This is a genomic window from Fibrobacter sp. UWH9, assembly GCF_900129715.1.
In the GTDB taxonomy this organism is placed as follows: domain Bacteria; phylum Fibrobacterota; class Fibrobacteria; order Fibrobacterales; family Fibrobacteraceae; genus Fibrobacter.
Window position 1 is genome coordinate 114,709 of sequence record NZ_FQWP01000007.1, and the last position, 25,523, is coordinate 140,231.

Annotated in this window: 25 protein-coding genes; 13 read left to right on the forward strand and 12 right to left on the reverse strand. The window is 48.6% G+C overall.

What is annotated here, in order from left to right; translation table 11 throughout:
* Nucleotides 1–215 precede the first annotated feature (215 nt).
* A complete protein-coding gene (locus BUB94_RS08185; protein WP_073235844.1) occupies nt 216–572 on the reverse strand; it encodes a PDZ domain-containing protein in 357 nt (118 codons plus the stop codon).
* 620 nt (nt 573–1,192) lie between these two features.
* On the opposite strand from BUB94_RS08185, the gene BUB94_RS08190 reads away from it, so the two are divergent.
* Together BUB94_RS08190 and BUB94_RS08195 are read left to right on the forward strand one after the other, a co-directional pair.
* The gene (locus BUB94_RS08190) at nt 1,193–2,275 is read left to right on the forward strand and encodes an expansin-like protein (RefSeq protein WP_139260167.1); all 1,083 of its coding nucleotides are present in this window, start codon (nt 1,193–1,195) and stop codon (nt 2,273–2,275) included.
* A 133-nt stretch (nt 2,276–2,408) separates the two neighbouring features.
* A complete protein-coding gene (locus tag BUB94_RS08195) occupies nt 2,409–3,650 on the forward strand; it encodes a pyridoxal phosphate-dependent aminotransferase (RefSeq protein ID WP_073235849.1) in 1,242 nt (413 codons plus the stop codon).
* A gap of 23 nt (nt 3,651–3,673) precedes the next feature.
* On the opposite strand, the gene BUB94_RS08200 is transcribed toward BUB94_RS08195, so the two are convergent.
* The 4 genes from BUB94_RS08200 to BUB94_RS08215 are packed head-to-tail and all read right to left on the reverse strand — an operon-like array spanning nt 3,674 to nt 6,106.
* A complete protein-coding gene (locus tag BUB94_RS08200) occupies nt 3,674–5,092 on the reverse strand; it encodes a transglutaminase domain-containing protein (RefSeq protein WP_073235851.1) in 1,419 nt (472 codons plus the stop codon).
* A gap of 21 nt (nt 5,093–5,113) precedes the next feature.
* Nucleotides 5,114–5,341 (reverse strand): hypothetical protein, encoded by a 228-nt coding sequence (locus tag BUB94_RS08205; RefSeq protein ID WP_073158988.1) that lies wholly within the window; start codon nt 5,339–5,341, stop codon nt 5,114–5,116.
* Nucleotides 5,332–5,892, reverse strand: a complete 561-nt coding sequence (locus BUB94_RS08210; protein WP_073235855.1) for a DUF3990 domain-containing protein — start codon at nt 5,890–5,892, stop codon at nt 5,332–5,334. Before BUB94_RS08210 ends, BUB94_RS08205 begins: the two co-directional genes overlap by 10 nt.
* 1 nt (nt 5,893) lies before the next feature.
* On the reverse strand, nt 5,894–6,106 hold the full coding sequence (locus tag BUB94_RS08215) for a DUF3791 domain-containing protein (protein ID WP_073235858.1): 213 nt from the start codon (nt 6,104–6,106) through the stop codon (nt 5,894–5,896).
* A gap of 165 nt (nt 6,107–6,271) precedes the next feature.
* On the opposite strand from BUB94_RS08215, the gene BUB94_RS08220 reads away from it, so the two are divergent.
* From BUB94_RS08220 to BUB94_RS08245, 6 genes are all read left to right on the forward strand, one after another.
* Nucleotides 6,272–6,910 (forward strand): nitroreductase family protein, encoded by a 639-nt coding sequence (locus tag BUB94_RS08220; protein ID WP_073235861.1) that lies wholly within the window; start codon nt 6,272–6,274, stop codon nt 6,908–6,910.
* Nucleotides 6,911–7,210: 300 nt separating this feature from the next.
* Entirely contained in the window at nt 7,211–7,975 is a 765-nt protein-coding gene (locus BUB94_RS08225; RefSeq protein ID WP_073235864.1) for an outer membrane beta-barrel protein, read from the forward strand.
* Nucleotides 7,976–8,833 (forward strand): TIGR02147 family protein, encoded by an 858-nt coding sequence (locus BUB94_RS08230; RefSeq protein WP_073235867.1) that lies wholly within the window; start codon nt 7,976–7,978, stop codon nt 8,831–8,833.
* Nucleotides 8,823–10,607, forward strand: a complete 1,785-nt coding sequence (locus tag BUB94_RS08235; protein WP_073235870.1) for a hypothetical protein — start codon at nt 8,823–8,825, stop codon at nt 10,605–10,607. Before BUB94_RS08230 ends, BUB94_RS08235 begins: the two co-directional genes overlap by 11 nt.
* A 40-nt stretch (nt 10,608–10,647) precedes the next feature.
* Nucleotides 10,648–11,415 (forward strand): hypothetical protein, encoded by a 768-nt coding sequence (locus tag BUB94_RS08240; RefSeq protein ID WP_139260168.1) that lies wholly within the window; start codon nt 10,648–10,650, stop codon nt 11,413–11,415.
* 101 nt (nt 11,416–11,516) lie between these two features.
* Nucleotides 11,517–12,398 (forward strand): hypothetical protein, encoded by an 882-nt coding sequence (locus BUB94_RS08245; RefSeq protein ID WP_073235876.1) that lies wholly within the window; start codon nt 11,517–11,519, stop codon nt 12,396–12,398.
* Here BUB94_RS08245 and BUB94_RS08250 read toward each other — a convergent pair.
* The 3 genes from BUB94_RS08250 to BUB94_RS08260 all read right to left on the reverse strand — a co-directional run bounded on the left by BUB94_RS08250 (nt 12,395) and on the right by BUB94_RS08260 (nt 15,122).
* Nucleotides 12,395–13,105, reverse strand: coding sequence for an epoxyqueuosine reductase QueH (locus BUB94_RS08250; RefSeq protein WP_073235879.1), 711 nt, complete (start codon nt 13,103–13,105; stop codon nt 12,395–12,397). The genes BUB94_RS08245 and BUB94_RS08250 overlap by 4 nt on opposite strands.
* On the reverse strand, nt 13,098–13,502 hold the full coding sequence (locus BUB94_RS08255) for a hypothetical protein (protein ID WP_083538181.1): 405 nt from the start codon (nt 13,500–13,502) through the stop codon (nt 13,098–13,100). Before BUB94_RS08255 ends, BUB94_RS08250 begins: the two co-directional genes overlap by 8 nt.
* A 210-nt stretch (nt 13,503–13,712) precedes the next feature.
* Complete coding sequence (locus tag BUB94_RS08260; RefSeq protein WP_073235882.1) at nt 13,713–15,122, reverse strand: hypothetical protein; 1,410 nt, start codon at nt 15,120–15,122, stop codon at nt 13,713–13,715.
* 79 nt (nt 15,123–15,201) lie between these two features.
* On the opposite strand from BUB94_RS08260, the gene rsmG reads away from it, so the two are divergent.
* Nucleotides 15,202–16,002 (forward strand): 16S rRNA (guanine(527)-N(7))-methyltransferase RsmG, encoded by an 801-nt coding sequence (gene rsmG / locus BUB94_RS08265; RefSeq protein WP_083538182.1) that lies wholly within the window; start codon nt 15,202–15,204, stop codon nt 16,000–16,002.
* A gap of 166 nt (nt 16,003–16,168) precedes the next feature.
* On the opposite strand, the gene BUB94_RS08270 is transcribed toward rsmG, so the two are convergent.
* Together BUB94_RS08270 and BUB94_RS08275 are read right to left on the reverse strand one after the other, a co-directional pair.
* Complete coding sequence (locus tag BUB94_RS08270) at nt 16,169–18,352, reverse strand: PorV/PorQ family protein (RefSeq protein ID WP_073158964.1); 2,184 nt, start codon at nt 18,350–18,352, stop codon at nt 16,169–16,171.
* Nucleotides 18,345–18,908, reverse strand: a complete 564-nt coding sequence (locus BUB94_RS08275; protein ID WP_073158962.1) for a hypothetical protein — start codon at nt 18,906–18,908, stop codon at nt 18,345–18,347. Before BUB94_RS08275 ends, BUB94_RS08270 begins: the two co-directional genes overlap by 8 nt.
* Nucleotides 18,909–18,982: 74 nt before the next feature.
* On the opposite strand from BUB94_RS08275, the gene BUB94_RS16195 reads away from it, so the two are divergent.
* Both BUB94_RS16195 and BUB94_RS08290 read left to right on the forward strand, forming a co-directional pair.
* Complete coding sequence (locus tag BUB94_RS16195; RefSeq protein ID WP_083538183.1) at nt 18,983–20,341, forward strand: FKBP-type peptidyl-prolyl cis-trans isomerase; 1,359 nt, start codon at nt 18,983–18,985, stop codon at nt 20,339–20,341.
* 80 nt (nt 20,342–20,421) lie between these two features.
* The gene (locus BUB94_RS08290; RefSeq protein WP_073158960.1) at nt 20,422–20,880 is read left to right on the forward strand and encodes an RrF2 family transcriptional regulator; all 459 of its coding nucleotides are present in this window, start codon (nt 20,422–20,424) and stop codon (nt 20,878–20,880) included.
* 89 nt (nt 20,881–20,969) lie between these two features.
* Here the strand turns inward: BUB94_RS08290 and BUB94_RS08295 are convergent, their stop codons facing one another.
* Nucleotides 20,970–21,911, reverse strand: coding sequence for a hypothetical protein (locus BUB94_RS08295; RefSeq protein ID WP_073235885.1), 942 nt, complete (start codon nt 21,909–21,911; stop codon nt 20,970–20,972).
* Between the two features lie 4 nt (nt 21,912–21,915).
* Nucleotides 21,916–22,791: a hypothetical protein gene (locus BUB94_RS08300; protein ID WP_139260169.1), complete on the reverse strand. Its 876-nt coding sequence runs from the start codon at nt 22,789–22,791 to the stop codon at nt 21,916–21,918.
* A 284-nt stretch (nt 22,792–23,075) separates the two neighbouring features.
* Here BUB94_RS08300 and BUB94_RS08305 point away from each other — a divergent pair, with 284 nt between their 5' ends.
* Both BUB94_RS08305 and cysK read left to right on the forward strand, forming a co-directional pair.
* Nucleotides 23,076–24,356 carry an O-acetylhomoserine aminocarboxypropyltransferase/cysteine synthase family protein gene (locus tag BUB94_RS08305; RefSeq protein ID WP_073235891.1) on the forward strand — a complete coding sequence of 427 codons (1,281 nt, stop codon included), beginning with the start codon at nt 23,076–23,078 and terminating at the stop codon, nt 24,354–24,356.
* A 126-nt stretch (nt 24,357–24,482) separates the two neighbouring features.
* Nucleotides 24,483–25,415, forward strand: coding sequence for a cysteine synthase A (cysK, locus tag BUB94_RS08310; protein ID WP_073158950.1), 933 nt, complete (start codon nt 24,483–24,485; stop codon nt 25,413–25,415).
* The last annotated feature ends 108 nt before the right edge of the window (nt 25,416–25,523 follow it).

The following is a 25,523-nucleotide window of genomic DNA, read 5'->3' on the forward strand; positions in this document are numbered from 1 at the left end:
TTCCCATATAGTTTGTTTGGCTTTAATCCAATTGGTTGCAAAGTCTCTTTGTACATAAGAGGATTTTCTTGTTCGAGAGCATTTGAATTGATTAAACAGCCCGCATTTTACTTTGTACGTTTCATTTTCGTAAGGATGAAAAGACGAACTATAACCAAGTATGGAATGAATTCCGTTAAACCAAGGAAAAGGATCCATCTCCCTTTTCTTGAATGTTAGGCATGCAGTAAACATCGCCCAATATGTTTTACCACCAAAAGGTTTCTCGTAGTTATGAACAATTTGACCATAGGTGTGTCGCCATCACTGATATATGTGAGAACAATCGGTTTGTTCTTTACATCACGGAATAAGGAAACGGATTGTTCGAACGACAGATTTTCAAACCCTTTACCATCTACAGCGATGATTAAATCGCCTACCTTTAATTCAGATTTTGCCGCAGGTGTGTTTGGGATGATAGCTTCAATTCCTAATCCAATGTTTCCGTCTTGTACAACAAGACCAATGCCTCCAAACGATTCGTCAGCAAAAAGTGTCGTTGCACAAAGAGCAAACGCCATCAAGGCCATCTTTTTTCATTAATCCTCCTATTATGTTGTAGAAAAAGATGTTTAAAATATAATGCGAATTTGTATGAAAAACGCAAGATTTAAAGAAAAAATTTGTTTACAAACATTCGGCAAAGAGTTTTTGAAGATCATTTTGAATTCAGGAGTCTGTTTGGGTTAGCAAAAATCCCAATGGAGTAGATTTTGTCACACAATGATTTTGCGCACGTTGTACTTACTTTGAGTAATTTATGGTATTTTTTTGTATCCTATTAAAATTTGCGTTAGGGATTGTGACCCCTTGGGGACAAGACTCGCGAAGCGAGGCTTGGTTCTGGGAGGTGAGCTGCAAGCGTAAGCGCAGCCGATTGCCCCCAGAATATAGCCCGACCCACACGATAGTGTGGGAAACGCCCATAAGACCAACATACGAAGTGGCTGACTTCTGCGCACTCGTCAAGGAAAAGCGTGCAAGCCGAGCGTCGCGACGAAAAGCTTGTTGCCGGTAGGACCGAGCCGTAAGTCCTGCGCACGCAGAGCGCAATGACTGGAAAGGCGAGCGTCGCAATGACCAGCAGGTAAACGCAAAAAATTAAGTACTGCGCGGAAAAAAATGCGCGGGGCTTTTTATATTCATGTATATGAGTTTTTGGGAAAGAAAAAACGTTTTAAGTTTGTTGTTTGCGGGAGCCTTGATGGTTTCCTGTGGTGATGAATCTTCAAGTCCGTCGGATGCGGGACCAGTTGATAGTTCCGCTGCCGTATCCGAATCGTCTGGAGTAAGTTCGTCCGACGGATCGCAGGAATCCAGTGGCGGTATGGCGCAGGCGGGGTCGTCTGGTGGCGAAGCTCCGATAAGCTCCGCGGTGTCGTCAAATTCCGGCGTAACTTCTAGCGCGGGCGGAATCTTGCAGAGCAGTTCCGCAGAGCATTCTACAGATTCTTCTCCCGAAAGTTCTGCGTCCCAGACGGTTGCGTCTAACGCTTCTGACGAATGGTATTTTGACGACGCTGACGGTGCCTGCGAAAAGTGCGACAACTATACGGCTCAGGACCCGGTGCTGAATGAACGCGGCGGTACCGGCTCCATTACGACTTACGGAAGCATAACTGAGAAAGAAACCAGTCTGGGTGGCGCCTGCAATTACGGCCAGACCAACATCCAGTATTATGCCGCCATCCATGTGAACGTTTCTAGCGGTGACGATAAAGGGCCCTGGAATGGGGGCCTTGCCTGCGGTGGCTGCGTTCGCGTAAAGGCGAAAACTCCTGATGGCTGGAAGCGCGTTACGGTGCGCGTTACGGACCGCTGCCCCGACGAAAGTTGCGGTGTGGATTTGGGTGGCGCACCTGCCAGCGACATCATGGGCATTACGGTGGGCCGCTATTACGGCGAATGGGAATTCGTATCCTGCGAAGGCGTTGAAGGCGTGTGGGGCGATTCCACCAGCGTCTGGGTGAAGGAAGGGGCTGGCCCTTACTGGAGCATTGTGCAGGTTCGTAACCCGAAGGATGCCGTGACGCAAATTTCTGCGGTGACGGATGCGGAACCTGTAGCTTTGAAGTACGCCATCGAGGCGGAAAACTTCTGGACGGTCCCTCAGGGAATTTTGCGGAGTGATGATATGGTCAAGTTGATTATCGAGTATCGCACTGGTGTGCCCGATACCTTGCAAATCAAGGGAAGCGACTTGGCTGTGGGCGAGGCGAATTACTACCTGTAAGTTTGCAGTTCCTTTTGTGACTTCCATATTTCTATTTTTTTATAGTATGCGGATCTGAATTGCTTAAACCCATATTTAAAGCAGATCGTTTCCGCAAACTTGAAAAATGAATTTGTAAAAAAGAACGTTTTTTATGAAACCTTTAAGCGATCGCACTAGCCATTTTACGGAATCTGTTATCCGTTACATGACCCGCATTGCCTATTCTTGCGGTGCCGTCAATTTGTCTCAGGGTTTTCCGGATTTTGACCCGCCGGTGGAATTGCAGAACCGCATGGCGGAAGTGGCCAAGTCCGGTCCTCATCAGTATGCGCTGACCATCGGTGCCAAGAATTTCCGTGAGGCGGTTTGCAATAAGCAGGAACATTTCAGCGGCATGCGCTTTGACCCCGAAAAGGAATGCGTCATTACTTGCGGCAGTACCGAAGCCATGATGATCACCATGATGTCGGTTTGCAATCCCGGCGACAAGGTGGTGATTTTCTCGCCCTTCTACGAGAACTATACGGCGGATACGATTTTGAGCGGCGCTACTCCTATTTATGTGCCGCTGAATCCTGACGATTTTACCTTCGACGCCAACGTCCTTGAAGATGCCATGAAGCAGCCGGGCGTAAAGGCTCTGGTGCTTTGCAATCCTTCGAATCCTAGCGGTAAGGTTTTTACTCGTGCGGAACTGCAGATTATTGCGGATCTTGCCATCAAGTATGATTTGTATGTGATTACGGATGAGGTGTACGAGCACATTATTTTTGCGCCTCACGTTCATACCCACATGGCTACGTTGCCTGGCATGCGTGAGCGTACCATCGAATGCTCCAGCCTTTCCAAGACTTATTCCATTACAGGTTGGCGCCTGGGTTACATTCTTGCGCCCGAGCCCATCATGGAACGCATTAAGAAAGTTCACGACTTTACTGTGGTGGGGGCTTCTTCGCCGCTGCAAGAAGTGGGCGTCACCGCCATGAATTTTGACGATGAATATTATACCGAACTGCAGGCCCATTACACTCACATGAAGGAACTGTTTACTGACGGCCTCCGCAATCTGGGATTCAAGTTTACAGAACCTCAGGGCACCTACTTCGTGATGGTGGATATTTCAGAATTCGGTTACGATCGCAAGCTGGCGAGCCTCGTAGCAAGCGGTTCCGCCGCGGGCCTAGGAATCGGCATGACGGGCTCGGGTTCCGTTCGTCCCGATGAACTTTTCTGCATGGACTTGGCAAAGAAAGTTGGTGTCGCCGCAGTGCCTGGCAGTAGCTTCTTTAGGGAACCTGTGAACCATCTGGTGCGATTCCATTTCGCCAAGAAGGACGAAACCTTGATTGGTGCATTGAACCGACTGGAAAGTGTCCGTAAATTGCTTAAATAGGATCCTGAAAATGGGAATGCATGCTAAAAATTTGCATTGTTTGTTACAGGATATTTGGCAATTGCTTCATATCGCCCATGTTCCGTGTCAGAGACTTCTATAAGTACTTCAGTTGCATTGCTGGGAATCTTTATTTTTTTTGAAAAGAATCCGTTGCCCTGATTTTTGAGACGATTTTTCTTTCCGTTGCAAAAAAGAAGAGCATATTTTTTATTTGAAACTTTTATTTTAAATTCGTATGTTGAATCTGCATGTAACTGAACTAGTGGTGACTCTATCTTGATGTCCTTTGCTGATGAGTGAAAATAAGTTGGGTGCTGGATATTACTAGCCTTATTTGCGCTAATCGAAAAAGATGCTATGCTGCAATAAGCGTTATCTTTAACGTTATGCATTAAAAAAGCTTGAAAGATTCCTGCGTAAGGTGCCTGGAATTCTATTTGTAATTTTTCACGATTGTGTGTCAATAGAGCTCTGTTTTGTACAGGTTGGTTGGTCTGTAAATCGTAAACATTCAATATAAATTTTGCATCCCGTTTTTGAATAAGGTCTAGCTGATATGAACTATCAATATTGTTGGTCGCCTGCAGTTTGTTGGGAGATTCAAATAAGTCGAAAAAAATGGGATCTAGGAGAGGTCTATTTTTAAATTCGTCGCGACTGATTTTCTTGGTTAGTTGATGGTTTGAATCATTTGGGAAATGGGAGTACCCAAAGTGGTCTCCTTTCAAAAATAGCCAGTCTGTTGTATAACGATGGTTTGATTTCGATGTATTGACATTAAAGGCGCTTGATCCCCATGTGCAATCAACATTGTACCAGAATTTGTCGATCTTGACAATATTCCATGCATGGTTGGAAGTAATTTCCTCGTTTGCGGGTATGTGCGTTAAACCTCGTGCGTATCCGTGAACGGTTTCGCATGGAATTTTTAACATATCACATAACTTCTTGAACGCATTTGCGTATCCTTCGCATACCGCTTTCCGGGATGCAAGAACATAGTCCCATTTACTTGGAGGTTGTGAATTACTTATGTAGCTTTCGCTGTCGTAATCAAGTAGCAGCGCCAATGCGTCATAAATCATTTTGACTTTTTCAAAATCATTTTTTGCAACGGAATCTATTAAGGATGTAAGATTTGTAACGTACCTTTCTGTTTCGTTCTGCCGTAGAGAATCGTTTTCGTCGTTTTCAATAAAATTAACGATTTGTTTGTGGGGAATACCCGTTCTGTATTTATAGGCATCGCTATCAAAGTCTTGTGGGAAAGGGTATTTTTCAACGGCATTGATTTTGGAAACATGGACAGTGTCTGTTGATTTTTCGTACTGATGATTTGGGCCATTCTTAGAATTAGGGGATGTTGACGCACACCCAATAACAAAGACTGCTAATAGAAGGATTATAGTTTGGGGTGATGCCCGTGTCATTTTCTTCATGAACCGTCTATCCAACGGCCTTTAGTCGTGAGCTTTCTGTAGCTCGGCTCTATACAGTTCCTCGATGTGCGAGGGGCCTTCGCACCATAGCTTGAGACTTTCATCAAAGAGCATTTTCCCGGTTTTGGAATTCAAAAAATCGGGTAAAACGTCGGCTGCATCAAGATGGTCTTCCTTGGAAATGGACTCGACAACCATAGTCGTCAAAAGTTCCATTGCTGCCTGAATTTGTTCTTTTGTCACAGCCATATACGCTCGCTTTTGATAAATGCAAGTTGCTGTAATGCGGTCGCTGTTCTAAAACAGTATTGGTCCTTTAATCGTTCGGGGAGTAACAGGCGTATGCATATTTCATCTGCCTGTTGAGAACCGACATCTCCGAAGGTTCCTGTCATGTAGGTGGTTATTGTGATGTTTGTTGCGTCGTTTGCAATCTTGCCACCAACGATATCGTATTTTTCAAAATCCTGAACAAGGGAATTGAAAAGCCCCTTTTTTCGATGAGCGACAATGCAATGTAGCCAGTCGGCATCGGCCGTTGAAAAGATTTGGGTTCGGAGATTGGCCGGTATGTATTCAAAGGAAGACACAACTCCAAAATTCTGCTGGGTTGGAATTACTCCAGATTCCTGCGCTTTTCTTGTAGAAATCTTTGCAAAGGATTTAGCTTGTTCCTTGTCTGTTGTAAGGTAGAAACCTTGACCGAAATCCTTATACTTGGCGCACTTAGACAAGTCAGGTGAAGATACTTCGCAAAAACTTCCGTGGTACAGAATGGTTCGCTGATTCAAATCAAGCATTTTACACGCCCTTTGACTTGAGGTATTGCCTTATGTCTTCAAGAACCGCCTGGTCGCCTTCAATATTGAACAAGTCCCACATTCGCTTGATATAGTGAAAAACTCCCTGTTCCTTGAACTGGGTTGCTACTGCAGCAATGGACACTCCCGTTTCTTCGGACATAAGTCGAACGAGCCTTGTCTGCATATAGATAATCTGGGTGCTTTCACTCATGTTCTTCAATATATAAAAATCTGGATATGGTATCTAGCAAAACTCCAACAAGTTGTTGGAGTTTGAGAAATGCAGCAAAGTTTTGCTTTGGTCCTTGGCAAATATGGTGTCGTCTATTGGAGCTAAAATTTTTACTACCTTGTGGATGATTAAATAGGAGTAAACATGAAATTGAAAACATTTCTCGCCCTCGCATTGACTTGCTGCACTTTCGCCTTCGCCACCGCAAAGCCGGAACTTGCAAAGACCATCAAGTTTGACGCTCCGCCCAAGGCATTGAAGGCTGATGTCATGGACGCCTTGCAGAATCGCAAGTCTGCACAGGGCTTCACCGAGAAGGTTGTTTCCTATAAGGAAATCGGAAATATCCTGTGGGCAGCCAACGGCATTAACCGTCCTGAAACGGGGCACCGCACAGCACCTTCTGCGCTGAACAAGCAGGATGTGGATCTTTATGTTTTCACCACCCAGGCTGCTTACAAGTATGACCCGAAGGCCCATGCTATGAACCTTGTGGTGGAAGGTGACAACCGCGCCCTCTTCACCGAACGTATGAAGACTCCGGTCATCATCTTGCTGGTGACTGATGTTTCCAAGTTCGATCGCGGTCCCGATACTGATCGTATTCTGATGGGAGCCGCAGATGCAGGCCTCGTTTCTGAAAACATTAGCATCTATTGCGCTGGCGCAAAGATCGATACTCGTGTCCGTGCCTCCATGGACAAGGCTGGCCTCCAGAAACTTCTTGGCCTTTCCGAAAAGCAGATTCCTCTGCTGAACCACGCTGTGGGTTACGAAAAGTAGTTTCCTGCTGTCATGCTTGTGTTTGTTGAACAGTCGTGTTGGCGCAGGTCAGCATCAGCTGTTTCAGTTTAGGACGTCGCAATTGCGGCGTCTTTTTGTTTCTCTAAGAAACAAATTGTTTCATAGATTTTTCTGAAAATGATAAAATTTTGTAAAAATGCTTAAAATTCTATGAAATTAACAAAATTTGTTTCTTGATGGTGTTGTTGCAGATTCTTGAACTACCTATATTTTTGATGCGGGCAGGGAGGAACTTGTTTGCAAAAAACAAAAGTTATAGGGGACTTAGGAGGTCTTTTTATGCGAAAACTGGTAGCCGTATTGGTGATAATGCTGTCTCTGAACGCCATGGCTGCAACGCTCTCTGAAAAACTGGGTCTTGGAGCACGCTTCGGAATGGGCCTGATGTGGACAAAGACGGATGCTGTTCCGGATATTTATCCGTCCAATGGAGGTGTTTATGGAACATTGTCTTTCGATTTTGCATACGGTTTGACGGATCATTTTTATTTGCATTCCGGTATTGGCTTGGATTACCGCAATTACTCTGTCTATACCAGTGTTGACTGCGGTGAAATGGTTGCTCCTCTTGATTCGGAAACTGGTGAAGTTTTGGGTGAGATGTGTCATGCAGATTGTGGTTATGACGGCTATGAAATGCTGCAGCAGTACTTCATTGAAATCCCTATTTTTGCACAATGGCGAATTCCTGGAATTTTATTTGTGGAAGGTGGTGTTGTCCTTGATTTTATGGTTGCGAAAACATATGACTATTATACCACTGAATTCAAGGAACAAGCGCTGGATCATGGCCGCAATTATGGAGTGAGCCTGGCAGCTGCCGTGGGACACGTTTTTGATTTTGGTTTGTTCGTGGATTTGAGAGCTAGCTATCAGCTGACGGATCTTGTGGACGCTGATAAAGTCAGATACAAATATGGATATGGATGGGGTAGTGTTGACGTTGATGGAAATGTGGAGAGTTATTACAAAGAGGCCTCAACGGCAATTGGCTCCTACTATAAGTTGTTGAAAATACAGTTGGGAATAGGTTATTGGTTCTAGATGAAACCTATTGTTGAATATCTTGATTATCGCAGCTATATGCGGGAGTTCTACGAAGAGCGTAAGAGAACTTCCGCTTTTACGTGGCGTGAATTTTCCAAGCTCTCCGGTTTTGCTTCGTCGGGATATTTGAAACTGGTGTGTGATGGCAAGACCCGCTTGCGTAAGGCTGGTGCGGAATGTGTTGCCAAGGCCATGGGGCTAACCGGATACCAGGCGGAATATTTCTGCCGCATGGTGGAATTTTGCGACGCCCAGACAAACGAAGAAAAACAAGCGGCCTATGGTGAAATGTGCCGCCTGGCAGATGCCAACAAGGTCCGTGTTTTAGGCGGTGAGGCATACGCTTATTTTTCCAGCTGGATTAACCCTACGTTGCGTGAACTTGCTCCCATTATGCCGGGGGCAAGGCCCCTTGAAATGGCCCGCATGCTATGCCCCTCTGTGCCTGCTGCCGATGTACGTTATTCTTTGGATCAAATGGTCCAGATGGGACTGCTGAAAAAGATTGAAAGTGCGGGGGAGGTGTCGTACGTTCAGACGGACGTAGGTATCAATCCTGTTGACAATGCGGATCACAAGGCAGCCATCAATGTGGCTGTGCGCTCCATGCAAAAGCAGTTCGCCCGTTTGGCTGCCGATGCCCTGGATGAATTCGACGGGTCGGAACGGAATCTGTCGGGAATAACCATGGGTCTAGACCGCGTCGCCTACGAGCGTGTGGCAAAGGAAATGGCGGAATTCCGCAAGAAAATTGAATCCATCGTATCTGATGTCAAGGACTACGATCGGGTTTATCGAATTAATTTACAAATGTTTCCCCTGACTCGGAAATTGGAGGAGAATAATGAGACGTAAATCTCTTGAATGTCATGCTGATGCATGTCAGCATCAGCTGTTTATTCATTTTATTAGTAGCTTTGTTTTTGTAGCAATCCTCATTCTTTGCGGCTGTTCCGGCTTTACCTCAGATCCACCTGTGGCAGGAACTACAGACGATTCCGGCGTAAATCTGCAGAAGGAATTTGCCATGGCCCGCCAGTATGCTTTGGGTTCCTATGAAATAACGGAACATTCCGAATCTTCTGCGACAGGCGTTATTTCCATCAGTCTTGTTCAGGAATCGGGCTGTGTCAAGCAGGGCGAAACTTACCAGTGGGTCGACGACCTGAACCGTGTAACTCAATTTGCTGGGGGCCTGTTCCGCTATAGCTTTGCAGGCGACACTTTGACTCTTACCGCCTTGAATGAAGAACCAGATTATTATGGCAATGTGACGGTTCTTAAATTCGTTGGCGGCGAGCTTGGAAAGCTTCAGGGAATCTGGCTGCAATTAAGTCGTTCTGCCTATACCGTGTACTGGAATTTTGGCGAAGGTTCCATTGAAATCCGTGTGCTGGAAAAAGAGAACTTCAACTATATGCAATCCCTCTTTATGTGGATGTTCTATGAAGGTCTTGAAGATTCCAGTATGGATATTTATGCAGATCTCATTTACGATGAACATGTCGTTGATCCTAGCCGCTATGGAGTGACAATTCTTAAGCAGGATAATCGAAGCGAAACCTTTACTTATAAGGGTGTGACCTATGAACTGAAAATAGATTCTGTTCATTCCTTTGATGATTATTTATCGCTGACTCTTTCTAATGGCGCTGCAAAATGTCACCTGGAATATTTTAGCACCTTGAATGTAACTCCTGCAGTATGCAAGGCGGAAAATGCGGATGGCTTGCATTATTCGGATGCAACTCCTGATGTCATGACTCGTTACTCTTGGGGAAATGAAAAGGAATTTGGGGAATGCGTGAATCAGCTGATCGCCACTGGTGAATCCGCTACGACAGAAAGTTCCTCCTCAAAGTTTGCGAAGGAATTTAGCGCAGCCCATGATTTTATGCCGGTTTACTATAGTGCAGAACCCTCTGGAACAAATGCTGGAACTCTAGTTTGGGATTTTGGCTTGGAAGGTCGTTGTCTCAAAGAAGGTGAGGGAGTGAAGTGGGTTGATGGTTGGTATAGCAACCGTCAGGACACGGCACAGTACAATTTTAGTGGAGATACGCTCTTTATCCATGATATCCTTGGTTCTACAGATGTATTGATTGGCGGTACTTCTGGACAGCTCGATGGCGTTTGGAAAATGGTGGGTGATTCGTATGTGAATGTTTATGTCAAGTTTGAAAAGGAAAAAATAACCTTCGCCTACGATATGAATCCGGATTACGACTACATGAATTCGGAATTCTTCGCACGCCTCCACAGCCTTCTTGCAAGTGGTTCGGGATCATTGACTTTTGAAGAAGAATTCTATGAACCGGAAGATGAACTGGAAAACGGCGTTACCATTGTAAACCACACAAATACCAGCGAAACTGTTACGATCAATGGAAAGACTTATGAAATTACCTTGAATCATGCCCATATGCTGTGGCAGGATGTTTCTGTGACCGTAAAGTTTGGCGATATGGTTTGCTCCGGGAGAAAGGCTCAAATTGAACAGATTTCTCAAGAACAGTGCAGTGTGGAAAATATGGTTTATCTTGACGATAATGGCCTTGTTTCTATGGCGTACATCATTGATGAAGAGAAATTCTTTTCCCAGTGCCTTGAGCAAATGGTATCCCGCTAGAGGCTTTGTTATTTTGATCTCGTAAGGTTGGTGAGGTTGTATGAAATTTCGCATAATTAGTTTGATTCTTATTGTTTCCGCTTTCTTATTGAATGGCTGCGTCACGGAAGGTGATCCTAGAATTTCCAAGATACGGATGGAAGTGAATCCTGCTCCTGAAATGCGTGGTGCAGGTGAACACATGACGTCTGACTATCAAGTCCGTCTTTCTGGTGGCTTGAATGCGGGACCTTCAAAGAAAATGGAGGTGGATGATGTTTACCACAATGGCCGTAGTGTTGATTTTGCATACAGTCTTGAATATGGAATCGTAAATGCTGCTGCGGAATTGGCGCTCAAGAAAAACATATTCATGGTCAATACGGGAGTTGGCATCAACAATGGCTTATATACGTTTGCGTCTCTCGGGTTGAATACAAGCCATTTTGAAATCGGGTTTTCTGGCGGTGTGTGGATGAACCATCGCGACTACGACTGTGAAGGGGATATGACTGTCACCTCTATGCTAGTCTTTAACGAGGTTAAGGAATATAGCCATCATTCCAACAACGGAACCTCCGTTATATATGGTGGCTATGCTGGCGCTTATCTGGGAGACTTTGGCCTTGAAATTTCTGCAAGCACCTATGAAGGGGATATGGAACTTGAAGACGTGCCTTTTTCGCCTAGAGTCTACACCCTATATGCTTCGGCTAGCTACCGCTTAAATGATCATTGGAGAGTAAGACTAGGCTCGGTTGGCGTTCATGGAGAAAACTTTGATAAACGTTATTGGTCTGGTTTTGGTGGCGTCAGTTACTGGCTTTAATTTTATTTGAAAATTTTTGTAGATTATTCGATATAAATAATGAACCGCCGATTTAACCTTACTTGCGGGCGGATAAATAAACAGCTAAACGAGGAGGCCTTATGGCTTTGTCTTTTGATTTTAGTCCGAAGAACGGACCCAATTCTCATTCTCAAATTGTAAAGAAGTTCTGTGACGGTTTCCATGTGGATTCCGCCATTGAATTGGCACGAATTATTCGTGAAAGAATGGCTGCAAAGGGCTATGTTCCCGGCGATCTTCTGGAAATGTACAAGCGCCGCTGCGAAAGCCGGAATGTAAAACTCAAGGAAACGGAATCCAGCCTGCTGGCAAAATTTTGCCATATAGCAGAGAATGGAAATGTCCCCAAGCGTATGCGTTCCTTCATTTACGAGACGCTGGACATTGGCGAAAAAGAACTGGCCGAAGCTCTTGCCCAGCATGAATTGCGCAAGAAAATGTCTGCGGCCTTAGGCCGTGATCATGAGGCGGAATGTTTTTTGGAGAACTTGCCGCTGATTCTGAAGCATAAGGATTTTGTGATGAAGTATCGGGAGTTTGCCTCCCTGCAGTTTAGCAACGTGGGCTTTAGCTACTGCTGGTTTGGGGGCAGGTACATTTGCCTCGGTGAACTTCTGAACTACTACAAGTACTGCTTTGGTGTTGCCCATCATGGCTGCCCCCATTGCAGTGGAGACGTTTATAATTACTGGTGCTGTGGGTCAATGCTTTCGGGCACACATTCCATTAGCGGGACTTGTATTTCCTGCGGTAACAAGGTTCACAACGCCATAGACTATCGCGAGACCTCTGCGGGTCTGGTGCCTGCCCCTCGGGAAATCCTCATGAGGGATAGGCGTTGCTTCGGGGCTCCGCAAACAACCCTACGTTACATCTTGCCCGCAACCCATGTCCCCTGCGAATTTGTGGACGAAAACCCCTGGGATATTTTCAGTCTTGTGGCGTTACTGAAATCGCTTTAGGTTTCTGTGCTGTTTTCTGCAGTTTTTGCGGCGGCGCGTGCTTCACGTTCTTGAGCTTCCCGCTGGGAATAGACGCAGCCGCAGAAGTTCTGACGGTAAAGATGGTACTGCTCCGAAAGTTCGGTGGAACGCTTGAATCCGCCCTTCTTTTTCAGGTCCGTGGGCAGTCGCCTTACGCCGTATTTCTGGCACTGTTCCTGCATAATTTCGTTCAGCAGTTGTGCGTCTTTCATGGGGCTGATGGTCAGCGTGGTGGTGACGTATTCGCAGTCCAGTTCCTTTGCGATTCTTGCGGATTCCGAAAGACGCAATTCGAAACATTTGCGACAGCGCTTGCCGCCTTCGGGTTCCTTTTCCAGCCCGCGGACTGCGTCGTAGAATTTCTTCGGGACGTACTCGCCCTCGATCAGCGTCACCGGATTTTTCGTGGGGAACTCCGCTACAAAGCGCTTGATTTCTGCAACGCGATGGCGGTATTCTTCGTCGGGAGAAATATTGGGATTGTAGTAGAAAACCGTGATGCGGAAATACTGGGACAAGTACTCGATGGAATGGCTGCTGCAGGGAGCGCAGCAGGCGTGCAACAGCAAAGTGGGAACTTCTTTACGCTTTTCCAATCCGCGGAGGATGTACTCCAGATCTCGTTGGAAGTTGTGCTTGGGCGGTTTCGGGCTGGCCTTGCCGACGTTTTCTGCGAAATCAGTCATAGTTCAGGGTTCCGAATGCGGTGGCCCAAAAACAGAATGTGCTGACGACGGCGAAAAATCCCATGACGGTCTTTTCCTTGTGGCTGGCACTGAACAAAACCGTGGCGGCATAGAACGTCAGGTACAAGGCGAAAAAGAACGCGAAAATCTTGGTGATGATGGCGGGCAGCAACTGGTTTGCGGCATCGGGCAACACGGCACCGGCGGTAAGCAGAAACCACAGGGCCACGAACTGCATGATGATGGGAACAACGAATGCCTTGCGTACTTCCTTGGGAACGACGCGGTGGCGTCCGCTCATGGCGTATGCACCTAGGGGGGCCCCCAGAGCCAGGGCGATATTCAACCCGATAGAAGGAGCGAAGGCGACGGCTCCAATAATTGCTGCAATCATCATAACGTAAAATTTAACAATTTGCGCTGGAGTCCCGAATACCCACAAAAAGAAAGAGCCCGCGAGGTAAAGGAGGTAACCTAGCGGGCTCAGGGAGTGTTTGGGTATCCCAAAAATAGATAATCTTGGGTGTGCAGAGAAAAAAAGTGAAATTTTCTTGTATACTCGAGTATACAGCTTGTATACAGAACGTTACCTTTAGGCGATTCCTGGCTAAAAAAGCCCTTTTAGTTGCAGATAGGCGTGGGCGGGGTGGAAGGGGGCTCTTGCCTTTTTTTTGAAGGTGGCGGCGATGGATATTTGGATTTGGTCTGTTCCCACATCGGACTGGGTGCGGATCTGGATGTTTTTTTGAGGATTGGATTGGGGAAGCACAAGGGAAACGCTAGCTTTATTGAGACTGTTGGTGCCGTAGGAGAGGCCCGTCTCTAGTCGGGGAGTGTTCAGCCCTTCGTTTCGGGTATAGGTCGTCTTGACGCTGCCTTGCAGGGAGAGTCCGTTTTTTGTTTGGGAATCGCTGTGGGAAAGCAGCGAAACCCCTTGCAATTTCAGGTCGTCCTTGCGGCAGTTTTCGGCGGCGTCTAGGCAGGTGGCGCTTGCGGTTCCGCGGAGTTGTTGGGGGCCGTAGTCCAGCTGTACTTTTATGCGGGCGGTGGTTTGCTGCAGGGCGCTGTCGTTTGGCAGTGGGGTGGTGACGCGGATGTTTGTGGAGATTCGGTTGCGCCATGGGCTTGCGTCGGTGTAGGCGATATTCTGGGAATACCAGAGCATGCTGTTTAGAATGCTGGAACTGAGGTGGGACTGATCCGGGACGCTGTCTCCGTGAATGTAGGCTGAAATTTTCCAGCTGATGATTTCTGCATTTTTGTTTTTGGCGGAACTTCGGCTTGTTGAAATTTTTTCGTTCCGCTGTAACTGCATCTTGATTAGGGGGAGGGATTGGCCGTGTTGCCACCAGCCTGCGACGGTGCCCCAGGAGGTTCTTGCCTGGATTCCGCAGGAGTTGCTTTCGGGATGGGTCCAGCAGAAAATATCGGCCTGTTTCCGGTAGCCTAGGCGGGCTTCCAGGTTTAGGGCCGTGTCTAACGTTCCGCCCAGCGTAAGGTTTCCTAGAGGGTATGTAAACGTTGTGCCCCATAAGGTGTCCAGCGGAATATAGCTGTGGATTTCCCGCGTTGAAATTTGCCCGAAGTGGGCCTCGCTGCCTTCGTTTCGGTAGCTCAGAAGTTCCTGCGTTCCCAGGCGCAGGCGGTAGCGGTAAAAATCCACTTGAAGCGAAAGTCGGGAACTTTCCAGATGCCCCAGTGAATCGGTTCTGCCTTTCCAGAGGATGTAACCGTGGGGCGTTAGGGGCGGGCGCTGGGATTTTGCGGAGTTCTGAGAAACGGTGGGTTCTTGTTGGGGCTGGCAGTCTTCCAGTGAATAGGTTTCGGCCAGCAGGCAGGCTTCTTCCTGATTGCCTTCTTCCAGCAGGTTCAGCATTTCGGTTGCTTCCTCTGCGGAAATTAGCCCGTCGTCCCACCACTTGAAAACCGCGGCCTCATCAAGGGCGAGGGCGAAGCCCGAGAATAAACAGAATGCGGTTGTTATTTTGCGAATATATACCAAGAAAAAATTGTTCATACCTATATACACGCACGAATTGCCGAAACATCACTTTTGGGGGTTCTTTTTTCTTTTGGGGATTTCTAATTTTGGGTTCATGGCAAATTCTAACTGGTCTAAAAAGCCCGCAAAGGGTTCCTGGGGTAAAGCTCCTTCTCGTATGCCTGCTCGTGGCGCAGATGCCTTGGGCAGTGCCTTTGTGCCTCACATGAAAGCTCCCCGCACCGAGTTTCCGCTGTTTAACGGAAAGCGTGTTACGCCGTCTCTGGCTGGCCTCGACAAGCTTTTGCATTATTATGGTGTGGAACTGCAGGAAGAAACCTTGAAGCAGATTTGGGAATATCATCAGCTTCTCCGAGCCAACAACGAAGACCAGGACTTGACTCGCCTTAATGCTTTTGAAACCATGGTTGAACGTCATTATGCCGACTGCACTTTGATCAACGCCTTTGTTGAAAAGTGGCCTGCCCGTATGATTGACGTGGGTAGTGGAGCCGGCTTCCCGGGTATTCCCCTGAAGATCGTGAATCCCAATATCAACTTGACTCTTTGCGAACCGCGCCCGAACCGCATCAACTTCTTGAACATGGTCATCGAGAAGATGGGGCTGAAGAATATCGATGTGTTCGGTCACAAGGTGACTAGCCGCAGCATGACTATTCCTGTGGATGGTGTTATCAGCCGCGCCTTTGAACTGATGGAAAAGACTTTCCCCCGTCTACAGAACTCCCTGAAGGTGGGTGGGCGCGTGTTCTTTATGAAGGGGCCTGCTGCCGCTGACGAACTGAAGACCTTGCATCCCGAAGACTATGGATACAAGTTGCTGGAAAAGCACTTCTATACAATCCCCAACAGCACGCAGGAACGAGCCCTCGTAATATTCGAAAGGGTACGATGATGCATGGGGGCTACTGCCCCCCTGGCCCCCCCCCGCTGAAATGTGCTGTGCTCACTTCTAGCCCCAGGCGCTACGCTTCTGGGGTTTGTTTCGCAGCAGGGACCGCTGGTTTATTCGGGTTTATTTCGGGGGAATGAAAAAGGGGGCGGTTGCCCCCTTGCGTCTTTTAGAACTTGAATACCATGCCGAATCGCATCTGGCCGTCGCGGACGCCGTCGCTTTCGCCTACGTCCTTGATGGTTGCGAAGTCGAATTGCAGCATGTCGGAGAGCATGAAGCCGAAGCCCATGTCCACTTCGTCGCGCTTACCGGTCTGGTCGTGGAGGTAACCCAGTCGCAAAGCGATGGTGTTGGCGTAAATAAATTCGGTACCTACGTTGAAGACGCCCTGCATCAAGGAGTTCTTGGCTCCTTCCAGGCCGCTGCCACCGCGTTCAGGATTGATCAGGGATTTCCAGCAGGATACGTAGAACGGTTCGGGATTTCCCTTGCTGTCGTCATAAACCACTTCGCGGTTGTAGTCGGCGACCACGACCCACTTATAGTCGGCCAGGGAGAGGATTTCATAGGAGAGGCCCAGGCGCCAGGTCAGCGGGATGGGGTCTTCGATGGTCTTGTCGACGTAATAGACGCTGGGGCCGATGTTGGCCAGGACCAATGCAAAATTCAAACCGTCTACAATCAGGTTCTTCTTGAGGACGCCCACGTCGAATGCGTAACCGAAGGTAGTTGCTTCTTCGGATCCGGATCCTGCGCCGGAACTGAGGTCAGAATAGAAGAACTTGATGCTGAGGCCTAGGCCCCAGTCGCCGGGGAAGCGGGTACCGTAGCTGAAGCCGCCAACGATTTCAGAACTGTTGTAGGCCACCAGGTCGTCAGCGTCCACATCGCCAGACGCAACTGTAGAACCGAAGCTAACGAAGTTTACGAAGAAGCCCATGGTACCCCAGTCGTTCAGGGGGATGGTCATGCCGCCGTAAAGGTGGTAGAGGTCGGGAATGTTGAGAATCGGCAAAAGTTTTTCGTAGAAGGCTGTGAGCTGGTAGTCGGCGTCCTTGAATTGTTCCATACCGTTTGCGGTACTGAACCAGACGTCATTACCCTGGGGAAGAACTGCCCAGACCTTGTTTACAGAAAGACCGTTTCCGGAGTGGTAGTGGACCCATTCGTCATCGCGCTTGCCTTCGGCCTCGTCGGCTTCGGTGCGTTCAAGTTCTGCCTTGCGGCCGCTGGCGGTAGCGTAATCCGGCAGGTGGCGCCAGACGCCCTTGTCGGTGGCAATCCAGATGCCGCCCTTCTGGTCGACGGAGATGTCGTTGACGGTATTGTCGGCGAACTGGATCTGTTCCCACTTGCGGAGGTTGAAATGGGAGAGGCCTCCCTTATGGGCTGCCCACACGTGGCCCGAACTGTCGACGGCCAGGGCGGTGGGACTCTTGTCCATGACTCCATCTTCTTCGTTGAACAGGCTCCAGCGGTCCTTGTCGTTGACGCTCTTCTTGGGAATGAGGCGGGCAACGCCTGCGCCTTCTGCGGCAACATAAAGTTCCTTGCGGAGTTCAGACCATACGAGGGCGGTAATCTTCTGGCTGGGCAGGACCTTGCCCTTCTGCTCGAATTGACCGTTACGGTATACGAAGAGACCGTCGTCGGTACCGATCCAGATAGAGGCTCCCTGGCTTACCAAGGCAGTAACGCGGTGGTTTCCCAGTTCGCTGTCGTAGCTCTTCCAGGCCTTGCCGTCAAAACGGTAAAGGGACTTGGGTGTACCTACCCACAGCTTTTCGGTACGGCTTTCGTAAAGGACTGCGGTAATGGTGTCCTTAACAATCAGGTTCCAGGGCATCTTGACTTCTACGATGTGCTTTTCATCGTCGGCAGTCTTGATCTCGTTGAATTCCTTGACCTTTCTGACATTTTCTTCCAGGCCGCGTTCGGAACCGGCGTACACCTTGACGGCGTCGCGGACCTTGGCATTGCCCTGCAGGGTAATGGAATGATAGTCGACCCACTGTTCGCCGTCAAACTTCAGGATACCGTTGGCAGTACCTGCCCACAGTTCGCTCTTGCTGAAGAAGCCATTCTTGGAGCGGGAAGCCATGCTTGTAAAATAGGGGGCATTCTTGGAATCGGCCGGGTAGCTCATGCGCCATTCGTCGGCCAGGGGGCCGAATGCCAGACCTGCGGGGTTGTAATACATGGCGGCGGCGTCATCTGCCAGGGCCGCACCTGCTTCGCCCATACCCAGCTGGCGGGCGCCAACGGGCATTTCCAAGGTGATAATTGCAGAACCTGCGGCAAGAGCCAGCGCCGGTGCTAAAAGAATTGCAGAAAGTAGGGATTTACGCAAGTTGCCTCCAATCCGGGATGTCGTAGTTGCTTCCGTGTGACGGGACAACTGCCTTCCAACCGGACTTGCTGGGGTTTTCCCAGGGCTGCTTCGGCAGGAGTCTGCAGTCGCAGCCCAAAACGTAGGGCGGCAGGATTTCCGCGTGGTTGCGGATCTGCTCGCGGGTAATAAAATTCTCTTCGTTCACGAACTTGCAATATTGTTTGCCCTTGGGGCCAAGCTCGATGCGGTAGGTGGCGGTGCCGTTCTTGTCGCCTTCGTCCACGGTGCGGATGGTTTCTTCCATGGTGGCGTTCCACTGGGCGATCAGGGCCTCGCGCTGTTCGGGACTCATGTTCTGTGTCTCGAGCCAGGAGCGGAGGGAGGCTTCGGAGGGCTTGACTGCAGTGAGGGACTCCCTAGCGGGGCGGACCACCACGGCGTATTGGCCGGAAACGTCAATTACAGGCTTGACCTCGTCCTTTTCGTCGGAACTGTGGATAACCACATAGGCTCCGATGGCGGCTAGGATGATAGAAAGCACGATAATTGCGATTACAATAATGATTGACAGCATATTTAATTCCGTTTTGGACTTTTTGCCTTACTCTCAAAAACTAGCATTTTCTATTTTGTGGAATAGGAGATTATATGTCGAAATTGAAGATTTTTACAGCTGTTCTTATTTTGGCCGTTTGTAATGCCCTTGCTATCCCTTTCAAGGTGGAAACCGTCAAGGAAGGTGCTGGCGATACAATCCGTGCAGGTCAGCTGATCAAGGTTCACTATAAGGGTTATCTTTATTTGGACAGTGCTAAGATTCTGGCCGAGAAGAATAGGGTTTTGGATTCCCTGCGTTTGGCCGATTCCCTTCGCCTGGCCAATGACCTGGGTTCTGCCCAGGTGGCTGGTGTGACACAAGTTGACACGACTAAGCTGTTGGATAAGGCTTCTGCCGATAGTTCTGCTGCCGAAAGCGCCGCTGCGGAATCTACCGAGTCCGAAGGTCAGCAGCCTTTTGCCAACTCCTACGAACAGGGCGAACCGCTGGAATTTACCCTTGGCATGGGCATGGTCATTCAGGGCTGGGAAAAGGGCCTTGTGGGCATGAAGGTTGGCGAAATCCGCAAGATGTATGTCCCTTATCAGATGGCCTACGGCGAAAATTCCCTGGAAGGCATTCCCGCCTATTCCGACCTGTATTTCGAGGTGGAACTGGTGGGTGCCGAAAAGCCCATGGAACCGGATGTGTTCCCCAAGAATGTAGAAGGTCTCAAGTGGCGTGAAGCAGGCAAGGGCTTGAAGATTTATGACGAAAAGGTGGGCTCCGGTAAGCCTACCGCAATCGGTTCCGTCCTGAAGACCCATTATACTGGCTGGCTCCTTTCTGGTCGTAAGTTCGGCAGTTCCAAGGATCTCGGCAAGCCCCTGCAGGTTGTACTTGGCGCAGGCAAGATGATCAAGGGTTGGGAAATTGGTCTGGATGGTATGCGTGAAGGTGGCGTCCGCTGGTTCAGGGTTTCCCCGAACATGGGCTATGGCGCAACAGCTTACTCCATGATTCCTTCCAACTCCACGTTGATCTTTAAGGTGGAACTGGTCTCTTCTGAAATTGATGAATCCTTGGCTGAATCCATGGACTTCTTCCCGGATACCACGACGCTCACTTTCGAAAATGGTCCCGAGGGCCTGCGTTATGCGGTAATCAAGCAGGGCGAAGAAGGGGCTGAACCTGCCCAGAAGGGTCAGAATGCCCACGTCCATTATACCGGCTGGCTTACCAACGGTTACAAGTTCGATAGCTCCCGTGATCGTGGCCAGGTGTTTAGCTTCCCCTTGGGCGGCGGTCGCGTGATTCGCGGTTGGGAACTGGGCGTGCAGGGCATGCTTCCCGGCGAAAAGCGCATCTTGATCGTGCCTCCTGGACTGGGCTATGGCAGCCGCGGAGCAGGTCCCATTCCTGGCGGTTCTACGCTGATCTTTGCCGTGGAATATCTGGGACAGGATTAATACCCTACAAATCCTATAGTTTTCAAGGGAAATGCTCTGTGGGGCGTTTCCTTTTTTTATTATTTGGGATGAGGTTATTTATGAGGATTTCTACAAAAGGTCGCTACGCTCTTCGAGTCATGATTGACTTGGCCAGGAATGGCCGCGAAAATTATGTGAAACTGCAGGAACTTTCTTCCCGACAGCAAATTTCCGAGAAGTACCTGGAAGGAATTTTGGGAACCTTGGTCCGTGGAAAACTTCTGGAAGGCGCCCGCGGAAAGGGTGGCGGGTATAAGCTGAAATGTAATCCTGCGGAATGTAGCGTCTGGGATATCCTTTCCAAGACCGAAACCTCGGTGGCGCCTGTGGCCTGCCTGGATGACGAGATAAATTCTTGCGACCGTGCGGATTTCTGCGTGACGCTTCCTGTGTGGAAGGAGCTGGATTCCATGATCCGCGGCTATCTTGAAAGTGTAAAGCTGGACCAGTTTGTCAGGGGCGTCGAAGGAACCGATGGAAAGGTTCCCGATGACAAGGTCTGGAGTTGTGGGCTGTAACCAAAAAGCAAAGCCGCAAACAAATAAGACTAATAAATAAGCCTGCTCTTTTGAGGAGCAGGCTGTTCTATTTTAATCAAGATGCCTTGTTAGAAAAAGTATTCGGGGACTGTCTCTGTACGGTCTATTTCATTGCAGATTTCTCGCATTTCGGCGATCAGTTCCTCTCGGGAACTGAACTCGTTACGGGGATAGCTGCCTTGTGCGACAATGAGGTTACCATTGCAGTTTGATTCGTATTCAATTACGTTGGGGTCTGCGCTCAGTTCGGTACAGGTTGTGCCGATGTGTTCCTGTGATACGGAATAGTCATAGTTTATAAGTATGGTTATGATTGCGGTATCACCGGCAAATTCCATATACTGGGAGGAGAATCCCATGGGGCCATATATGTCGATGCCGAAGGAGGAATCGGCCATCAAGGCTACGTTGCAACTGGGCTTGTTGTTTTGTGAAGAAGGGAATAGGGGACCTTTGTCGTTGTCGGCTGGATTCGTCGAGGAATTGCCGGAACTGTTTTGTTCGCTGCTCCCGGACTCATTTTTATCTTCGTTTTTGTCGTCTTCTTCTTCGTCATCTTCTGGGGTGGAGGCCTCGCTATACTCCTTGTAGAAAGATTCGCATTCCCCCTTGGCGTCAAGAATCAAATCTTCTAAGGAGTTTCTACCGGCGTCTTCTACAGCTTTAATCGTGATGTTACGTCCTGAACAGATGACTGTAGATTCACCGGGTTTTTCGTTGGCTTCCTGCTGGTTTTCGTTGCATATGTTGGCGATTTCCTCCATGGGAACCCAGCTGGAATATTCGGTGACGTATTCTATGTTTGCCTTGTCTCCGTTCAATGTGGTCGTGATGTTCGCTGTAAAGGCGTTCGATACGAAGAACGTCATGACCATGGAATTTTCGGAGGTCTGTTTGACGGAGCAGCCGATTTTTTCACCGGAACCGTTAGAACTTGAACTGCTATCTGATGAACAACCTGTGATGACCAACAGAGCCATGGCTGAAATGGGAATAATTTTTTTTAGCATGTTGCTACCTCAAATTTTGTTTGGTGGAGCTATAGAGCATGGCGGATGCGGCATACCCTAATCGGTCAAATTCCTTGCAGTCGTTCAGGTATGAATTGACAATTTCGTCTTTGGTGGTGGTTGATACTGTTGCACTGTAGTAAATACGTACAAAGTCTTCGCCGCAGGTGACGTCGTAATCGTCTGTACTGCCGATTTCCATATTTTCTTCGCAAACGGAACTGATTGTGTCGGCTGGTGTGGCCGGATCGAATTGTATGGTTTGGATTAACTGAATTGTTTCACCGTCATACTTTATGGTAGTCGTGTTTTTTTGTATGCCAATGATGTTTGCTTCCATCTTGAAATCGGTATCGGTGTCTTTTGTGACGAAGCAGGAATTTTTGTTGGTGGGGAATTCTACAGGCTCGTTTGGTTCGATAACGGGATTTTCCTTGTAGAACGTTTCGCAGCTTTTTTCAAGATTGGTCCGGATTAAGTTTACGGATGACGTTACTTCGTATTTGTACTCGTATGAAAGGTGTCGGCCGGAGCAGGTGAATGTGTCGTAATCTCCGGATTCCGCAAACTCGTCGCAGTAATCCTGGAACTGGCTGTTGGTGGCGAGCGGTGTGATGTAAATGTCCTGCGTTATGAGTACTGCAGAGGGAGTGACGTCGTAAACGATGGAACTGTACACTGATCCCTGATAGACTTCGGTTATAGAAATTTTGGAATCACCGATTGTTTCGATTTTACATGAGTTTTGGGATAAGTCCGGTATGTAGTCGTTGCTGGAATCGTAAGTCGGCTGGCTAGCGGAGTTATCGGTCGTACAAGCCACAAGGGTCGATAAAACGAGAAGAGCCGTTGCGTAAAGCGGTTGACGGGTAAAAAACATTTGTAATCCTCTTAAACTTGAACGGAATATAGGTTTTTGGGTTGTAGGCGGGTGAGTGGCCCTCCTTTTTTGGTGTGATTTATAGGAGTTATAAGGATGATTATGGGTTTGTTATAGGCAAAAACTATAGAATTCTTGGGTTTTTGAAAAATGTCGTGATTTTCCTATAAAACCTATTGGAAATGTAGGAATAAAAGTCTAACTTTTGATCGTTGAAATTAAAAACCTACCAAAAAGGTAGAGAAATTAAAACGACAGACAATTTATAGTACGGAGTAAATCACATGTCCCAGAATCTTCATTTTGAAACTCTTCAGCTTCACGTTGGCCAGGAATCCGCAGACCCCGCAACCGATTCTCGCGCAGTACCTATTTACGCAACCACCTCTTACGTTTTCCACAACTCCCAGCATGCCGCTGACCGTTTCGGCCTTCGCGATGCCGGTAACATTTACGGTCGCTTGACAAACTCCACCCAGGGCGTTTTTGAACAGCGCATTGCTGCCCTGGAAGGTGGTTCCGCTGCCCTCGCCGTTGCATCTGGCGCCGCTGCCATTACTTATGCCATTGAAGCTCTCGCTCAGGCTGGCGATCATGTGGTTGCCCAGAAGACCATTTACGGTGGCTCCTACAACTTGCTGAAGCACACCTTGGCACCTTTCGGCGTAAGCACTTCTTTCGTTGACACTCACAACCTCGCTGAAGTTGAAGCCGCCATCAAGGAAAACACTAAGATCCTTTACCTGGAAACTCTCGGCAACCCCAACTCTGACGTTTCCGATATCGACGCTCTTATCGAACTTGGCCACAAGCACGGCCTCGCTGTTATCGTTGACAACACCTTCGGTACTCCGTTCCTGTTCCGCCCCATTGAACACGGCGCAGACGTAGTTGTTCATTCCGCTACCAAGTTCATCGGCGGTCATGGTACAACTCTCGGCGGTATCATCATTGAATCTGGCAAGACCAACTGGAAGTCCGGCAAGTTCCCCACCATCGCTAACCCCAACGTTAGCTACCACGGTGTAAGCTTTGCCGATGCAGTTCCGGGTGCCGCATTCGTGACCTACATCCGCGCAATCCTCCTCCGCGACCAGGGCGCTGCAATTTCCCCGTTTGCTGCATGGGCTCTCATCCAGGGTACTGAAACTTTGTCCCTGCGTATCGAACGCCACGTTGAAAACACCAAGAAGGTTGTGGAATTCCTTTCCAAGCACCCCAAGGTTGCTTCCGTTAGCCACCCGAGCCTGCCGTCTCATCCGGACCACGAAAACTTCAAGAAGTATTTCCCCAAGGGTGGCGCCTCCATCTTTACTTTCGAAATCAAGGGCGGTCAGGCCGAAGCCTGGAAGTTCATTGATAGCCTGAAGATCTTTAGCCTCTTGGCAAACGTTGCCGACGTGAAGAGCCTGGTGATTCATCCGTACACCACCACTCATTCCGAACTGAACGAAGAAGAATTCAAGGAACAGAATATCACTCCGTCCACCATCCGCCTCTCCATCGGTACCGAACACATCGATGACATCATCGCCGACTTGGAACAGGCATTGGCCGCAGTTTAATAACTGCAGTAAACAGTGATTAGTGGTTAGTAAACAGGAAATGCAGAATGAAGCATGCGCCTAACCACTAACCACTAACTACTAACCACTAACTACTAACCACTAATAATAAAAAGGATTTCAAACATGTCTAAAATCTATACTTCTGCAGATCAGCTGATTGGTCACACTCCTCTTCTGGAACTTACTCACATCGAAGCCGCTAACAATCTCGGTGCGAAGGTTCTGGCAAAGCTTGAATATTTTAACCCCGCAGGTTCCGTGAAGGACCGTATCGCCAAGGGTATTCTGGATGACGCCGAAAAGTCCGGCAAGCTGAAACCCGGTGCAGTGATTATCGAACCGACCTCCGGTAACACTGGCATTGGCCTTGCTTCCGTTGCTGCAGCCCGCGGCTACCGCATCATCATCGTGATGCCCGAAACCATGAGCGTTGAACGCCGCCAGATTATCAAGGCCTACGGTGCAGAACTTGTTCTTACCGAAGGGGCCAAGGGCATGAAGGGTGCTATCGCCCGTGCCAACGAACTGGCTGCAGAAATTCCCAACAGTTTTATTCCTGGCCAGTTCGTGAATCCCGCAAACCCGGCTACTCACCGCGCCACTACCGGCCCGGAAATCTGGGAAGACACCGACGGTAAGGTGGATATCTTTGTTGCCGGTGTGGGTACCGGTGGTACCGTCACGGGCGTTGGCGAATATCTGAAGTCCCAGAACCCCAACGTGAAGGTTGTTGCTGTGGAACCCGCTTCCTCTCCGGTGCTTTCCAAGGGCGTTGCTGGCGCTCACAAGATCCAGGGCATTGGCGCAGGTTTCGTTCCTGACACCTTGAACACCAAGGTCTACGACGAAATCATCGCAGTAGAAAACGAAGCCGCATTCGAAGCCGGTCGCGAAATCGGCCACAAGGAAGGCGTGCTGGTGGGCATTTCTTCTGGTGCCGCTCTCTGGGCTGCCAAGGAACTGGCAAAGCGCCCGGAAAACAAGGGCAAGACCATCGTGGCTTTGCTCCCGGATACCGGCGACCGCTACCTTTCTACCGCACTGTTCGCTGAATAAGTTTGCCGAATTAAATCGCGAAAAATTTTTGAAAATTAAAAAGTGTTGCGGGGCTGCGTGGTCTCATTTGCTGCCCAGTGAACCTTGCCCAATGCACTTTATAAAAAT

What these genes read in the sequence shown, in the direction of transcription:
- BUB94_RS08300 (WP_139260169.1), bottom strand. Translation starts at nt 22,791, where the DNA reads ATGTTTTTTACCCGTCAACCGCTTTACGCAACGGCTCTTCTCGTTTTA.
- BUB94_RS08215 (WP_073235858.1), bottom strand. Translation starts at nt 6,106, where the DNA reads ATGAGTGAAAGCACCCAGATTATCTATATGCAGACAAGGCTCGTTCGA.
- BUB94_RS08260 (WP_073235882.1), bottom strand. Translation starts at nt 15,122, where the DNA reads ATGAACAATTTTTTCTTGGTATATATTCGCAAAATAACAACCGCATTC.
- BUB94_RS08230 (WP_073235867.1), top strand. Translation starts at nt 7,976, where the DNA reads ATGAAACCTATTGTTGAATATCTTGATTATCGCAGCTATATGCGGGAG.
- BUB94_RS08275 (WP_073158962.1), bottom strand. Translation starts at nt 18,908, where the DNA reads ATGCTGTCAATCATTATTGTAATCGCAATTATCGTGCTTTCTATCATC.
- BUB94_RS08305 (WP_073235891.1), top strand. Translation starts at nt 23,076, where the DNA reads ATGTCCCAGAATCTTCATTTTGAAACTCTTCAGCTTCACGTTGGCCAG.
- BUB94_RS08190 (WP_139260167.1), top strand. Translation starts at nt 1,193, where the DNA reads ATGAGTTTTTGGGAAAGAAAAAACGTTTTAAGTTTGTTGTTTGCGGGA.
- rsmG (WP_083538182.1), top strand. Translation starts at nt 15,202, where the DNA reads ATGGCAAATTCTAACTGGTCTAAAAAGCCCGCAAAGGGTTCCTGGGGT.
- BUB94_RS08185 (WP_073235844.1), bottom strand. Translation starts at nt 572, where the DNA reads ATGGCCTTGATGGCGTTTGCTCTTTGTGCAACGACACTTTTTGCTGAC.
- BUB94_RS08295 (WP_073235885.1), bottom strand. Translation starts at nt 21,911, where the DNA reads ATGCTAAAAAAAATTATTCCCATTTCAGCCATGGCTCTGTTGGTCATC.
- BUB94_RS16195 (WP_083538183.1), top strand. Translation starts at nt 18,983, where the DNA reads ATGTCGAAATTGAAGATTTTTACAGCTGTTCTTATTTTGGCCGTTTGT.
- cysK (WP_073158950.1), top strand. Translation starts at nt 24,483, where the DNA reads ATGTCTAAAATCTATACTTCTGCAGATCAGCTGATTGGTCACACTCCT.
- BUB94_RS08195 (WP_073235849.1), top strand. Translation starts at nt 2,409, where the DNA reads ATGAAACCTTTAAGCGATCGCACTAGCCATTTTACGGAATCTGTTATC.
- BUB94_RS08210 (WP_073235855.1), bottom strand. Translation starts at nt 5,892, where the DNA reads ATGCTTGATTTGAATCAGCGAACCATTCTGTACCACGGAAGTTTTTGC.
- BUB94_RS08250 (WP_073235879.1), bottom strand. Translation starts at nt 13,105, where the DNA reads ATGACTGATTTCGCAGAAAACGTCGGCAAGGCCAGCCCGAAACCGCCC.
- BUB94_RS08240 (WP_139260168.1), top strand. Translation starts at nt 10,648, where the DNA reads ATGAAATTTCGCATAATTAGTTTGATTCTTATTGTTTCCGCTTTCTTA.
- BUB94_RS08255 (WP_083538181.1), bottom strand. Translation starts at nt 13,502, where the DNA reads ATGATGATTGCAGCAATTATTGGAGCCGTCGCCTTCGCTCCTTCTATC.
- BUB94_RS08235 (WP_073235870.1), top strand. Translation starts at nt 8,823, where the DNA reads ATGAGACGTAAATCTCTTGAATGTCATGCTGATGCATGTCAGCATCAG.
- BUB94_RS08225 (WP_073235864.1), top strand. Translation starts at nt 7,211, where the DNA reads ATGCGAAAACTGGTAGCCGTATTGGTGATAATGCTGTCTCTGAACGCC.
- BUB94_RS08220 (WP_073235861.1), top strand. Translation starts at nt 6,272, where the DNA reads ATGAAATTGAAAACATTTCTCGCCCTCGCATTGACTTGCTGCACTTTC.
- BUB94_RS08200 (WP_073235851.1), bottom strand. Translation starts at nt 5,092, where the DNA reads ATGAAGAAAATGACACGGGCATCACCCCAAACTATAATCCTTCTATTA.
- BUB94_RS08245 (WP_073235876.1), top strand. Translation starts at nt 11,517, where the DNA reads ATGGCTTTGTCTTTTGATTTTAGTCCGAAGAACGGACCCAATTCTCAT.
- BUB94_RS08290 (WP_073158960.1), top strand. Translation starts at nt 20,422, where the DNA reads ATGAGGATTTCTACAAAAGGTCGCTACGCTCTTCGAGTCATGATTGAC.
- BUB94_RS08205 (WP_073158988.1), bottom strand. Translation starts at nt 5,341, where the DNA reads ATGGCTGTGACAAAAGAACAAATTCAGGCAGCAATGGAACTTTTGACG.